This window comes from Microbacterium umsixpiens, from assembly GCF_053543675.1.
Window position 1 is genome coordinate 17,452 of the sequence record NZ_JBLVOH010000039.1, and the last position, 12,302, is coordinate 29,753.

General features: G+C 68.5%; 12 protein-coding genes and 1 pseudogene. 9 read left to right on the plus strand and 4 right to left on the minus strand.

Annotated elements, in window-relative coordinates; genetic code table 11:
- Nucleotides 1–646: phosphate/phosphite/phosphonate ABC transporter substrate-binding protein (gene phnD / locus ACNPM4_RS04250; protein ID WP_448984803.1), on the minus strand; the 646-nt coding region annotated here is incomplete at its 3' end.
- Between the two features lie 169 nt (nt 647–815).
- On the opposite strand from phnD, the gene ACNPM4_RS04255 reads away from it, so the two are divergent.
- The gene (locus tag ACNPM4_RS04255; protein WP_258134121.1) at nt 816–1,559 is read left to right on the plus strand and encodes a GntR family transcriptional regulator; all 744 of its coding nucleotides are present in this window, start codon (nt 816–818) and stop codon (nt 1,557–1,559) included.
- A gap of 251 nt (nt 1,560–1,810) precedes the next feature.
- Here the strand turns inward: ACNPM4_RS04255 and ACNPM4_RS04260 are convergent, their stop codons facing one another.
- Nucleotides 1,811–2,956, minus strand: coding sequence for a sensor histidine kinase (locus tag ACNPM4_RS04260; protein ID WP_448984804.1), 1,146 nt, complete (start codon nt 2,954–2,956; stop codon nt 1,811–1,813).
- 226 nt (nt 2,957–3,182) lie between these two features.
- Here ACNPM4_RS04260 and ACNPM4_RS04265 point away from each other — a divergent pair, with 226 nt between their 5' ends.
- Complete coding sequence (locus tag ACNPM4_RS04265) at nt 3,183–3,839, plus strand: response regulator (protein WP_029261076.1); 657 nt, start codon at nt 3,183–3,185, stop codon at nt 3,837–3,839.
- On the opposite strand, the gene ACNPM4_RS04270 is transcribed toward ACNPM4_RS04265, so the two are convergent.
- Nucleotides 3,840–4,703, minus strand: a complete 864-nt coding sequence (locus ACNPM4_RS04270) for an EamA family transporter (protein ID WP_448984805.1) — start codon at nt 4,701–4,703, stop codon at nt 3,840–3,842.
- A 262-nt stretch (nt 4,704–4,965) separates the two neighbouring features.
- Between ACNPM4_RS04270 and ACNPM4_RS04275 the strand changes: the two genes are divergently transcribed.
- The 3 genes from ACNPM4_RS04275 (at nt 4,966) to ACNPM4_RS04285 (ending at nt 8,311) form a co-directional block, all read left to right on the plus strand.
- Nucleotides 4,966–6,249 carry a M18 family aminopeptidase gene (locus ACNPM4_RS04275; protein WP_448984806.1) on the plus strand — a complete coding sequence of 428 codons (1,284 nt, stop codon included), beginning with the start codon at nt 4,966–4,968 and terminating at the stop codon, nt 6,247–6,249.
- Between the two features lie 65 nt (nt 6,250–6,314).
- Nucleotides 6,315–7,757, plus strand: a complete 1,443-nt coding sequence (locus tag ACNPM4_RS04280; protein WP_448984807.1) for a purine-cytosine permease family protein — start codon at nt 6,315–6,317, stop codon at nt 7,755–7,757.
- On the plus strand, nt 7,754–8,311 hold the full coding sequence (locus tag ACNPM4_RS04285; protein WP_448984808.1) for a cysteine hydrolase family protein: 558 nt from the start codon (nt 7,754–7,756) through the stop codon (nt 8,309–8,311). Before ACNPM4_RS04280 ends, ACNPM4_RS04285 begins: the two co-directional genes overlap by 4 nt.
- A 7-nt stretch (nt 8,312–8,318) precedes the next feature.
- On the opposite strand, the gene ACNPM4_RS04290 is transcribed toward ACNPM4_RS04285, so the two are convergent.
- Nucleotides 8,319–9,029, minus strand: coding sequence for an MBL fold metallo-hydrolase (locus ACNPM4_RS04290; protein ID WP_448984809.1), 711 nt, complete (start codon nt 9,027–9,029; stop codon nt 8,319–8,321).
- Nucleotides 9,030–9,110: 81 nt separating this feature from the next.
- Between ACNPM4_RS04290 and ACNPM4_RS04295 the strand changes: the two genes are divergently transcribed.
- From ACNPM4_RS04295 to ACNPM4_RS04310, 4 genes and pseudogenes are all read left to right on the plus strand, one after another.
- Nucleotides 9,111–9,635: a TetR/AcrR family transcriptional regulator gene (locus ACNPM4_RS04295; protein ID WP_448984810.1), complete on the plus strand. Its 525-nt coding sequence runs from the start codon at nt 9,111–9,113 to the stop codon at nt 9,633–9,635.
- Between the two features lie 42 nt (nt 9,636–9,677).
- Nucleotides 9,678–10,733 carry an alpha/beta hydrolase gene (locus tag ACNPM4_RS04300; RefSeq protein WP_448984811.1) on the plus strand — a complete coding sequence of 352 codons (1,056 nt, stop codon included), beginning with the start codon at nt 9,678–9,680 and terminating at the stop codon, nt 10,731–10,733.
- 70 nt (nt 10,734–10,803) lie between these two features.
- The gene (locus tag ACNPM4_RS04305) at nt 10,804–11,655 is read left to right on the plus strand and encodes a tryptophan 2,3-dioxygenase (RefSeq protein WP_448984812.1); all 852 of its coding nucleotides are present in this window, start codon (nt 10,804–10,806) and stop codon (nt 11,653–11,655) included.
- Nucleotides 11,655–12,302, plus strand: a pseudogene (locus tag ACNPM4_RS04310) (amidohydrolase family protein); the annotation flags it as partial. The gene ACNPM4_RS04305 and the pseudogene ACNPM4_RS04310, both read left to right, overlap by 1 nt.

Below are 12,302 nucleotides of genomic sequence, written 5' to 3' on the forward strand. Positions count from 1 at the left end.
CCTCGGCGAAGCCGACCTCGCACTCGACGCCTTCGCCGACCTTGGTCACGCTCACGTCGTGCTTGCCGGCGAACACCGGAGTGATGTCGGTCTTCGGGTCGATGCCGGCCTCGATCAGGTTGTACGACGGGAACAGGTAGCCCGAGGTCGAAGACGGGTCCACGAAGCAGACCTTCTTGCCCTTGAAGTCCTCGATGCTCTTGATGTCGCTGTCGACGGGGACGATCGCCTGCGAGTAGTAGCCGGGCTCCTGGCCCTCGTCGGTGACGATGGAGGAGATGGGGGTGAGCTTGGCACCGTTGTTGGTGGCGGTGACGTAGGTGAAGCCGGAGAACGAGGCGACGTCGACCTTACCGGCGACGGCGGCCTCGATGAGCGCCGCGTAGTCGGTGGACTCGTGGTACTCGACGGTCTTGCCGGTGAGGTCGGCGATGTAGTCCATGAGCGGCTGGTAGTTCGTCTCGGTGTCGACCGAGTCGGGGACGACGCCGAAGACGAGGGTGTTCTCGTCGACCGCGAAGCCGCTCGCAGCGGACGATTCGTCGGCGCCGGGAGTGCCGGTGGCCTCGGCGGAGCCGGAGCAGGCGGCGAGGCCGAGGGCGAGGAGCGCGACGCCGGCGAGGGCGGGGAGAGCGCGAAGCTTCATGAGGACCTTTCAGGGTGTGAGGGGTGATCCACGGAAGACTCTCGCAGGTGCCACACCGAGATATGTACCTAACTCGGATTTGTTCAGGCCTCGTTTACCGAGCATTCTTCTGGATGAACACTCCAGAAACGTGCTCGCGCCCTCCGGTCTGACCAAGTAATGTACCTATGTGGCTGAAGCTGTGTACACCCAGATCGCCGACGACCTCCGCGCGCAGATCGCTGCCGGCGGACTGCGTCCTGGCGACGACGTCCCGACCGAGGCGGAGCTCGCCGAGAGATGGCACACGTCCCGCGGGCCGATCCGCAACGCGCTGGCGGCACTGCGCGGTGAGGGCCTGATCGAGACGAGCCGCGGCCGGCCTGCCAGGGTCGTCGCCCGCAAGGCCAATCAGGCGGTGGACGTGTCGGTGCCGTTCACGCGCTGGGCCCGCGAGCTGGGCGTCTCCCCCGGGGCCGAGACGCAGGAGCTGAGCCTGCGCCGTGCCGGCGACTTGGCGGCGGCACTCGAGGTGGACCCGAGCGACACGATCGTCAGCGTCGTGCGGCTGCGCCTGCTCGACGGGCGCCCGACCATGCTCGAGCGCCTCAACTACACCGAGGCCGCGGGCCGACCCCTGTTCGATGTCGATCTCGACCAGGTGTCGATCACCGAGCACCTGTCGTCGGTCGGCCACCCGATCGTGACCCTGCAGCATGTGATCGATGCGGTGGCCGCCGATGATCAGGATGCCGCTCTGCTGCGTGTCCCACGCGGCACGCCCATCCTGCGGCTGACCCGCACGTCCCGTGACGCGGAGGGTCGGATCTTCGAGGCCTCGGAGGACCGCTACCTGAGCGAGGTCGTGCGCTTCACGGTCGCCGCATCCGGCATCTCCACCGACGGGCACTACATGCGCGCGGTCGGCGGTTAGCGAAGCGGGTACGCCCTGCTCGGAGGCCGGAGAAACGGGCCGTTAACGCAGAAGGCGATCGCGAGCGCGCAAGTTTTTCAGAAGCCAGAAAGACCGCGCCCGCGATCGCAGCGCTGGGGACGCTTTATCTGGGGAGCCTCCAGGATACGTCGGAGTGCAACGCGTTCCACAGTGTCGAACGTCGAGACTTCTCTAGACTTTCGTCTAACTTCTCGCGGATCGTGGAAGGGGTGCTCACACACTCTAGAGCATCAGACGACCGGAAGCCGGGCCGACACGACCCAGAATCCATCGACTTCGCCCGCGCTGAATTCGCCGCTCGCGCCCATGACCCGCTCCGCCATCCGACCGAGACCCGTGCGGCTCGACGAGAGCTCGCGGCGCGGCGTGGTGGGCAGGGGGCTGCGCAGCGTGAGGAGCGCGACCTCATCGTCCACGGCGAGGGTGATCTGCACCTCGCCGGGGCCGGCGTACTTGAGGATGTTGGTGGCGGACTCGCGCGTGATGCGCGCGAGGACGATCTCGACGGCTCGCGGTATCCGCTCGTCCTGCGGATCGCCTTCTCGCGCCACGGAGTGTCCGGCGGCTTCGAATTCCTCCGCCGCCTCGTCGATCGCGGCGGCGAGGTCGCCGGTCTGCACGCTCGACGACTGCGGACCGTCGTCGGCGAGTTCGATCACGAAGCGGAGATCGGTCATCGCCTTGCGCGCGGCGACACGGATCGCCTCCTGCGAATCGGAACTCGTCTGGGGGTCTTCGAGCATCTGCACGTGCAGCGCCACCACCGTGAGGTGGTGCGCGATGCTGTCGTGCAGCTCGCCGGCGATCCAACGTCGCTCGGCGAGAACTGCCTGTCGTTCCTGTTCGGCGCGCGCCTCGAGTTCACGTTCGAGACGGCTGCCACGGGCGAATGCGAGCCGCAGGGCGAACCCGACAGCTCCAGCCACGGTGGCGAAGACGAGATAGAGGCCGATGTTGACGATCACGCCTGGTGCGGCGGCGAACGGAACGAGCGCCGCGGCGACCAGGAAACCGCCGGTGTAGGAAAGGATCAGCGAGGTCCACCCCAGTCGCATGACCAGACCGGCCGCAACTGCGGCGGCGGTCAAGACCTGGAGTTCCGATCCGGGGATGAAAGAGACGGCGAACACGACGCCGAGGGCGCATGTCGCTATGAGCGGCTTCCAGAGATAGAGAGCGAACGACGCCGTCGAGGCGACGCTGACCAGAAGCGCGACCGGGTTGACACCCGGTGTGGTGAAGAAGCCGATGACGTCTGCGGCGATGGTGATCGAAACGATCACCAGAACGATGATCCGCTCGATCGCGCTGAGCTTCTCTCCTCGGTTCAGGCGGAGTGTGTCCGCTGTTTCCCGGGTCGAGTGGTCAAAGGCCATGCTTCACTATCTCCTATTTGCCAACTAGATTAGTTGTGGAGACCAAAGAACTTGCCAACCTGCTGCCAGAAAGTCATAACGTTCACCTCCATTTTGTAGTCGTTCGTCGATGTCTGTATTCATCTTCTCGGCGAATCGCGGGGCGCACATCTGTCTCTCGTCTAGAGGTTTTTAGCCAAAGGTCTACATCGCCATCGCCCGTCGCCCGCGCCGTTAGGCTTCCCCCATGCAGGAAATCCGTGTCGTGATCGTCGATGACGATCCCCTGGTCCGCTCGGCGCTGTCGCACTTCGTCTCCCGCGACCCCGAGATCACCGTGATCGCCCAGGCGGAGGACGGCGTGGAAGCGATCGCCACGGTCGAACGCGAGCAGCCCGATGTCGTGATGATGGACGTCCAGATGCCCGAGATGGACGGCATCGAAGCCACCGGAGTGATCGCCGAACGCTGGCCGCACGTCCGCGTGCTGGCGGTCACCACGCTCGACGGCAGCGATACGGTGCTCCCCATGCTCAGCGCCGGCGCCTCCGGATACCTCCTCAAGGACTCGAGCGCCGAAGAGATCGTCACGGGCGTGCGCGAGGTGCACAGCGGTGCGAGCTCGCTCTCCCCGCGGATCGCGTCGATGCTGATCAAGCACGTGCGCGACTCCACCCCCGTCGCCGCGGACGCCGACGCCCTCGAACCTCTCACCGATCGCGAGACCGAGGTGCTGAACTGCCTCGCGAAGGGCATGTCCAACGCCGAGATCGCGAAGGCGCTGATCGTCTCGGAGGGCACGGTGAAGGCGCACCTCGGACGCATGATGTCGAAGTGGCACCTGCGCGACCGCGTGCAGATCCTGGTCACCGCCGCGCACGCCGGGCTCGTCAGCTTCCGCTGATCAGACCGCGAGCAGGACTATCCCGGCGACCACGACGAGCGAAGCCGCGATCCGCCAGCTCGGACGCGACTCCCGCAGCGCGAACACCCCGAACAGGCTCACCAGCACGACGCTCACCTCGCGCAGCGGCGCCACCAGCGCCACCGGAGCGATCTGGATCGCGGTCAGCACGAGGATGTACGACAGCGGCGACAGGATGCCGAAGACGAGGATCCGCCGCCACTGCGCGCGCCCGAGCGCCCGGACGGCATCCCATCGACGGCGCACCGCGAACGAGTAGAACGGCACCTGCAGCAGGCTCGTGCCGACCATGAACGCGACGGGCGAAAGGCTCCAGGTCCGCACCGCGTGCGCGTCCCAGATCGTGTAGACGGCGATCGCGACCCCGGTGAGCAGGCCGAACAGGATGCCGGGATCGATGCGCCGCGAGCCCGCGCCGGTCCCCCGATCGACCAAGCCGATCGCCACGACGCCGACGATCACGGCCGCCACCCCGATCAGCGCCACGATGGAGGGCCGCTCCCCGAGCAGCAGCACCGCGACGATCACCGAGAGGAACGGCCCGGTGCCCCGTGCAGTCGCGTACACGGTGGAGAGGTTGCCCTCGCGGTAGCCGCGCTGCAGCACCGTCATATAGGCGACGTGCAGCACCGCCGAGACGGTCACGCCGAGCGCGAAGGAGCCGAGGTCATCCGTTCCCAGACCGCCCGTGAACGGCACGACCCCGATCCACACGAGCGTGCTGCCGACCGCACCCCACCAGAGGAACGGCGACCCCGCTCTGCTGACACCGTGGGCGATGATGTTCCACGCGGCATGGGCGATGGCCGCCCCGAAGACGAGGACGAACGCGAGAGGGGACACGACGAGACCCTTCCGTCCGGCGCACGGCGCGACGAACAGGGTCCTCCGGGCTTTTGTCCTGTCAGATGACGGCCCTCCTACGGAGGAGGACCGTGGCGCCGCTCGGACCAGACGGGTGTGGACCCCGGAACCCTAGGCGCTATCGAGACGAGCCTAACCCTCCGGGATGAACGGCCGGGAAACGACAGCCCGCGGCAGGAAGCGGACCCGCGCATCACCCCGGCTACGCTCGAAGGACCGCTCGTCTCCAGGAAGGCCCGCCATGCCCGTCACCCCGGTCGCACTCGCCCACGCCGAGGACCTCGCCGACTTCGTCGCCGCCTCCCCGTCGAGCTATCACGCGGCGGCGGAGGTCGCTCGACGGCTGGAAGACGCCGGCTTCACGCCGCTCCGCGAGGAGGAGGCCTGGCCCGTCCAGGCGGGTGGACGCTACGTGGTCGTGCGCGACGGTGCCACGATCGCCTGGGTCGTGCCGACGGATGCCGCGGCCACCACGCCCGCGCAGATCTTCGGCGCACACACGGACTCCCCCGGTTTCAAGCTCAAGCCGCAGCCGACGACGGGTTCGCGCGGGTGGTTGCAGGCCGCCGTCGAGGTCTACGGCGGCCCGCTGCTGAATTCCTGGCTCGACCGCGAGCTGCGCCTCGCCGGACGCCTGGCGCTGGCGGACGGCCGCGTGGTGCTCGCCGACACCGGGCCGCTGCTGCGCCTTCCCCAGCTCGCGATCCACCTCGACCGGGGCGTCAACAACGGGCTCGCGCTCGACAAGCAGACCGAGACGCAGCCGGTGTGGGGACTCGGCGACCCGAGCGAGGCCGACATCCTCGCCGAGCTCACCGCATCCGCCGATGTGTCGGCCGCCGACATCCGCGGCTACGACGTCGTGGTCGCCGACACCGCGCGGGGAGCCGTCTTCGGCAAGGACAGCGCGTTCTTCGCCTCCGGCCGCCTCGACGACCTCGCCTCGGTGCATGCCGGTGTGGTCGCACTCGCCGCGCATGAACCGGCAGCCGGGGGGCCGATCGCCGTGCTCGCCGCCTTCGATCACGAGGAGCTCGGCTCGGCGTCGCGCTCCGGCGCGGCCGGCCCGTTCCTCGAAGACGTGCTCGAGCGCCTGTACGCCGGGCTCGGGGCGGATGACTCCGAACGTCGGCAGGCGTACGCCTCGTCGTGGTGCCTGTCGAGCGACGTCGGCCACTCGGTGCACCCGAACTACGCGGCCAAGCACGACCCCGTGGTGCAGCCGGTGCTCGGCTCCGGTCCGATCCTGAAGATCAACGCGAACCAGAGGTACGCGACGGATGCCGTCGGCGCGGCATCCTGGTCGGCCTGGTGCGAGCGCGCCGGTGTGGCCGGCCAGGAGTTCGTATCGAACAACGGCGTGCCCTGTGGATCGACGATCGGCCCGATCACCGCGACACGGCTCGGCATCCGCACGGTCGACGTCGGCATCCCGATCCTCTCGATGCACTCCGCGCGTGAGCTCGCCGGGGTCTCGGACCTGCACGACCTCACGCGCACCGCGCAGTCGTTCTTCGCGGGCTGACCCGCGGGCAGGATCTGGCTCGAGAACTCCGCCCGACCGCCTCCCGGCAGTGCCAGGATGTGACCATGACGGACATCAAGCCGGCCCTGATCGAGCGCGCGGGCATCGAGATCATCCCCGAATCCGAGCGGACCGCGAAGCCGCGCGACCTCTTCTGGCCCTGGTTCGCGGCGAACGTGTCGGTGTTCGGCATGTCGTACGGCTCATTCGTCCTGGGCTTCGGCATCTCGTTCTGGCAGGCGACGCTCGTCTCGGTCATCGGCATCGTGGTGTCTTTCCTGCTCTGCGGGCTCATCGCGATCGCCGGCAAGCGCGGATCGGCGCCGACCATGGTGCTCTCGCGTGCGGCGTTCGGTGTGCACGGCCAGAAGGTGCCGGGCATCGTCTCGTGGCTGACCTCGATCGGGTGGGAGACGTTCCTCGCGATCATGGCGGTGCTCGCGACGGCCACCGTGATCACGCAGCTGGGCGGTGACGGCGACAGCATCGCGCTCAAGATCATCGCCACCGTGATCGTCGCCGCGCTGATCGTGACGGCATCCGTGCTCGGCTATCACACGATCATGAAGCTGCAGTCGGTACTCACCTGGGTCACCGGCATCGTGACGGTGCTGTACATCATCCTCGCGGCGCCGCAGATCGACCTCGCAGCCGTGCTCGCCCGCCCCGACGGCGGCATCGGCCAGGTGACCGGCGCGCTGGTCATGGTGATGACCGGGTTCGGGCTCGGCTGGATCAACATCGCCGCCGACTGGTCGAGGTACCAGAAGCGCACGGCATCCGACGGAGCGATCGTCGCCTGGAACACGATCGGCGGATCGGTGGCCCCGGTGATCCTGGTGGTGTTCGGTCTCCTGCTCGGGGGGTCGAACGACGACCTCATGGACGCGATCGCCGCCGACCCGATCGGCGCCCTCGCCTCGATCCTGCCGGTGTGGGTGCTCGTGCCGTTCCTGCTCACGGCCGTGCTCGCCCTCGTCTCCGGTGCAGTGCTCGGCATCTACTCCTCCGGGCTGACCCTGCTGAGCCTCGGCATCCGCATCCCTCGCCCCTCTGCCGCCGCGATAGACGGCGTCATCCTCACGATCGGCACCATCTACGTGGTGTTCTTCGCGACCGACTTCCTCGGGCCGTTCCAGAGCTTCCTGATCACGCTCGGCGTGCCGCTCGCCTCGTGGGCGGGCATCCTGATCGCCGACATCCTGCGTCGGAAGAAGGACTACGACGAGGAGTCGCTGTTCGACAGCCGCGGCCGGTACGGAGCGTGGGACTGGACGTCGATCGGCACCATGGTCGTGACGAGCGCGATCGGCTGGGGGCTGGTGCTCAACGGCTTCGCCGAGGATGCGCCGTGGAACAACTGGCAGGGCTACCTGCTGTTCCTCGTCGGCGGGCCCGACGGCGCCTGGGCGTATGCGAACCTCGGAGTGTTCTTCGCGCTGGTGCTGTCGTTCCTGGTGACGTACTTCGCCAGGGCCGGGAAGATCCGGCGCCAGGAGGGCGCGTGACCGCTCGGGCACTCGACGACGCCTGGCTCGTCGTGATCGATCCGCAGGCGATCTTCGCCTCTGCGGACTCCGCCTGGGGGTCGCCGTTCTTCGCCGAGGCGCTGCCGCGCATCCGCGCTCTGGCCGCGGCATTCGGCGACCGGGTGCTGGTGACCCGGTGGATGCCGACCGCCGACCGGTCCACCTCGTGGGGCGACTACTTCGCCGCCTGGCCCTTCGCCGACCAGCCGCCGGGCGATCCGCTGTTCGACCTCGTCCCTGAGGCTGTGGGGCTGTCACCGCATCCGACCATCGACCTGCCCACATTCGGCAAGTGGGGACCCGAGATCGAGGCGGTCATCGGGTCCGGAGCGCACGTCGTGCTGGCCGGCGTCTCCACCGACTGCTGCGTCATCTCGACGGCGCTGTCCGCAGCCGACGCGGGCGCCCACCTGACGATCGCGGCGGATGCCTGCGCCGGGTCGACGTCCGAGAACCATGCGGCCGCCCTGCAGGTCATGGGGCTCTATCCCCCGCAGATCACGATCAGCGACACGGCGACCATCCTCGCCTGATACGTCGTCAGGCCGAGGCGCGGACCGCGGCGGCGATGTCGGCGGGCGAGCCGTCCCAAGGGGCTCCATGCCCCGGCAACACCCAGGACGCGGAGAGGGAGCCGAGCCGGTCGAGCGAGGCGAGAGCCTCGGCGGGCTCGTCCGTGAACGGCGCGGGCTGCGCGCCGGTCCGCCCGGTCAGCACGTGCCGCGTGGTCAGGGCATCGCCGACGAACACGGCATCCACGGCGGGGACGTGCACCGCGATGCTGCCGGGAGAGTGACCGGGCATTCCGATCACGAGAGGGGCACCCGGCAGCTCGAGCACGTCGCCGTCGGCCACCTCGACCACCTCGGCGACGTGGTGCGTGCGCAGCGCATTCTTGCGGATTCCGTAGGCGAAGAAGCCCAGCGTGGGACCGAACTTGGCGGGCCCCATCGGCGTCTTCGGCTTCTCCCCCGTGCGCACCCGGTGACTGTCGGCCGCGTGGATGAACACCGGGACGCCCGCCTCCTGACGGAGCCGCTCGGCGAAGCCGATGTGGTCGCTGTCGCCGTGGGTCAGGACCAGACCGCGGATGTCCGTGAGCGGACGACCGATGTCGTCGAGTTCGCGCTGAAGGTCGTGCCAGTGCCCGGGGAGGCCCGCGTCGATCAGGGTGATGCCCTCGGGCAGGTCGACGAGGTACGCGGCGACGATGTCGTTGCCGATGCGGTGCAGGTGGGGTGCGAGCTTCATGGCGGGTCCTCTCGGAGTGTTTGCGATGGCTACGTTACGTAGCTATCATGGCTATTGTCAATAGCCATGCAGGAGGACGCGATGCCGACCCCCGAACGCACATCCACAGCGGAGATCGTCGAGGCCGGGCGGGAGATCCTCGAGATCGCCGGCCCCGCGGGACTGACGATGCAGGCCGTTGCCGAGCGCGTGGGCGTGCGCGCCCCATCGCTGTACAAGCGGGTCCGGGACCGTGACGCGCTTCTCACCGCGGTGGCGACCGCCTCCATCGAGGCGCTCACGGCTCGACTCGAGGCCGTGGGCGACGACCTCACCGCCCTCGCCCACGCCTATCGGGCGTTCGCACACGCGCATCCGGAGGGCTTCCGGATCATGTTCACCGTCGCCGCGCCCCACGATGCACTCGATCGCTCGGCCGCGCCGCTGATCCGTGCGACAGCTGCGCTGGTCGGCGAGGACGACGCACTCGATGCCGCCCGTCTCTTCACCGCCTGGGCGACGGGGTTCCTGCAGATGGAGCTCTCCGGAGCCTTCCGCCTCGGGGGCGACGTGGACCGCGCGTTCGACTACGGCCTGCGTCGACTCCTCGCCGGGATGGCCGCCTGACCCTGGCCCGGACTACTGGCACACTGATCGGTGGAGGGGTCCATGAGCATCGACGCGCACACCGAAGAACCCGCACGCCCGGCGAAGGCCCGCAAGCCGTGGCATCGGACGAAGATCGTCCTCGGCATCATCCTCGCTGCGGTCGCCGTGGTCGCGCTCATCGGAACGATCACGCCCTGGCCGTCAGCCATGGTCATCCGCTCCGTGTTCACCCAGGGCGGCGATGACACCGCCGCCGAGATGGAGAAGCACGTCCCCGACACGAAGCTCGCGGTGCGGACCGATGTCGCCTACGGAGACGACGGGGCGGACACCACGATGGACGTCTTCCGCCCGGCATCCGCCGACGGCCCCCTGCCGACGGTCGTCTGGATCCACGGCGGCGCCTGGATCTCGGGCACGAAGGAGAACGTCGACCCGTACATGCGCATCCTCGCCGCCGAGGGGTACACGACCATCGCCGTGAACTACACGATCGGCCCGGAGGGCGTGTATCCGCTCGCCGTGCACCAGCTCGACGCGGCCCTGGCCTACATCGACGAGCATGCCGAGGAGCTCGGCGTCGACGCAGACCAGATCGTCCTCGCGGGCGACTCCGCGGGAGGCCAGCTCGCCAGCCAGATGGCGACGCTCATCACCAGCCCGGACTACGCCGAGATCATGGGCATCACCCCGTCGCTCACGCCGGACCAACTCGTCGCGACCGTGCTCAACTGCGGCGTCTACGACCTGTCGGCTCTCGCCCAGCTCGACGGCATCGCCGGCTGGGGGTTCAAATCGGCCATGTGGGCCTACTCGGGCACGAAGACCTGGGCAGAGGACTCGACCGGCGCCACGATGTCGACCATCGACTGGGTCACCGAGGACTTCCCGACGACCTACATCTCCGGCGGCAACGGCGATGGGCTCACCTGGCTGCAGTCGATCCCGATGGCGAAGCGCCTGGATGAGCTCGGGGTCGACGTGACGACACAGTTCTGGCCCGCACCGCACGAGCCGCAGCTCCCGCACGAGTACCAGTTCCACCTCGACCTGCCGGATGCGCGGACCGCTCTGCAGAAGACGATCGACTTCCTGGACGCGAACACCACACGCTGACGGTCTCACTGCGCACCGCGCAGACATTTCACTTCTGTGACGATCGACTCAGAAGTGATATGTTCGGCGCATGCACACCGAGAACGAACGCGCCCTCGAATCCGGGATCGTCACCGACCTTTCCGGGCGGATGACCTACGGGTCGTACCTGGCGCTGGACCAGCTGCTCACCGCGCAGCATCCGGTGAGCGAACCGCAGCACCACGACGAGATGCTGTTCATCATCCAGCACCAGACCACCGAGCTCTGGCTCAAGCAGCTGCTGCACGAGCTCTCCTCCGCCCGCGAGCTGCTGGCCCGAGACGACCTGCGCGAAGCACTCAAGCGCATCGCCCGCGTCAAGCGCATCCAGGATGTGATGACGCAGCAGTGGTCGGTGCTCGCCACCCTGACGCCCACCGAGTACGCGCAGTTCCGCGGGGCGCTCGGCAACTCCTCGGGCTTCCAGTCCGTGCAGTACCGCGCGGTGGAGTTCGCCCTCGGCAACAAGAACGAGAAGATGCTGAGCGTCTTCGCCGACCACCCGGCCAACCTCGCGCTGCTCACCGCCGAGTGGGAGAAGCCCACGCTGTACGACGAGTTCCTGCGCTTCGCCGCGCGCCGCGGACTGCCCATCCCGACCGAGATCCTCGACCGCGATGTGCGCGAGCCCTACCGTGAGACGCCGGAGCTCGTACCCGCGATCCGCGAGATCTACCAGGACCCGAGCCGGTACTGGGACCTGTACGAGGCGTGCGAGGACCTCGTCGACCTCGAGGATAACTTCCAGTTCTGGCGGTTCCGGCACCTCAAGACGGTCGCCCGCACGATCGGCATGAAGGTCGGCACCGGCGGCTCCAGTGGTGTCGGCTTCCTGCAGCGCGCCCTGGATCTGACCTTCTTCCCCGAGCTCTACACCGTGCGCACGGAGATCGGCCGCTGATGCACGCCGCCACGTTCTTCGACGGGATCGGCTGGCGCGAGGGCGTCGTCGAACTCACCGACGGGCGCATGCGGCTGCAGGATGCGCTTCCGACCGCCGGGCTCCCCCTCCTCGACGGCGTCGTCGTCGGCGGATTCAGCGACCACCACGTGCACCTGCAGCTGGTGGATCACTCCCCGCTGGCGGGCTCGCGCCTCGGCCGGGTGGTCGATCTCGGCGGAAATCCGGACGTTGTTCGGCGGCTCGCTGTTCACCAGGTCCGCATCGAGTTCGGCGGTGCCTTCCTCACCGCGCCGGGCGGCTATCCGTCGGACCGGAGCTGGGCACCAGAGGGCTCGGTGCGCGAGATCGCCGATGCGGATGCCGCCGCCGCAGCGGTGAGCGAGATGGCGGCAGCCGGGGCCTCGTGCATCAAGGTCACCAGCAACGGCACCGCCGGACCGGTGTTCTCGGACTCGCTTCTGCGCACCATCGTCGGGCTCGCCGCCGACCGCGGGCTCCTCGTCGTCGCACATGCCGAGGGCGCGGGCGAAGCGGAGCGGGTCGTCGGTCTCGGCGCCGCCCGACTCGCGCACGCGCCCTTCACCGAACGGCTGAGCGATTCCGAGATCAGCCGGCAGGCGGCGAGCGCCTCGTGGATCTCGACC

What these genes read in the sequence shown, in the direction of transcription:
- ACNPM4_RS04260 (WP_448984804.1), bottom strand. Translation starts at nt 2,956, where the DNA reads ATGGCCTTTGACCACTCGACCCGGGAAACAGCGGACACACTCCGCCTG.
- ACNPM4_RS04265 (WP_029261076.1), top strand. Translation starts at nt 3,183, where the DNA reads ATGCAGGAAATCCGTGTCGTGATCGTCGATGACGATCCCCTGGTCCGC.
- ACNPM4_RS04275 (WP_448984806.1), top strand. Translation starts at nt 4,966, where the DNA reads ATGCCCGTCACCCCGGTCGCACTCGCCCACGCCGAGGACCTCGCCGAC.
- ACNPM4_RS04280 (WP_448984807.1), top strand. Translation starts at nt 6,315, where the DNA reads ATGACGGACATCAAGCCGGCCCTGATCGAGCGCGCGGGCATCGAGATC.
- ACNPM4_RS04290 (WP_448984809.1), bottom strand. Translation starts at nt 9,029, where the DNA reads ATGAAGCTCGCACCCCACCTGCACCGCATCGGCAACGACATCGTCGCC.
- ACNPM4_RS04295 (WP_448984810.1), top strand. Translation starts at nt 9,111, where the DNA reads ATGCCGACCCCCGAACGCACATCCACAGCGGAGATCGTCGAGGCCGGG.
- ACNPM4_RS04300 (WP_448984811.1), top strand. Translation starts at nt 9,678, where the DNA reads ATGAGCATCGACGCGCACACCGAAGAACCCGCACGCCCGGCGAAGGCC.
- ACNPM4_RS04305 (WP_448984812.1), top strand. Translation starts at nt 10,804, where the DNA reads ATGCACACCGAGAACGAACGCGCCCTCGAATCCGGGATCGTCACCGAC.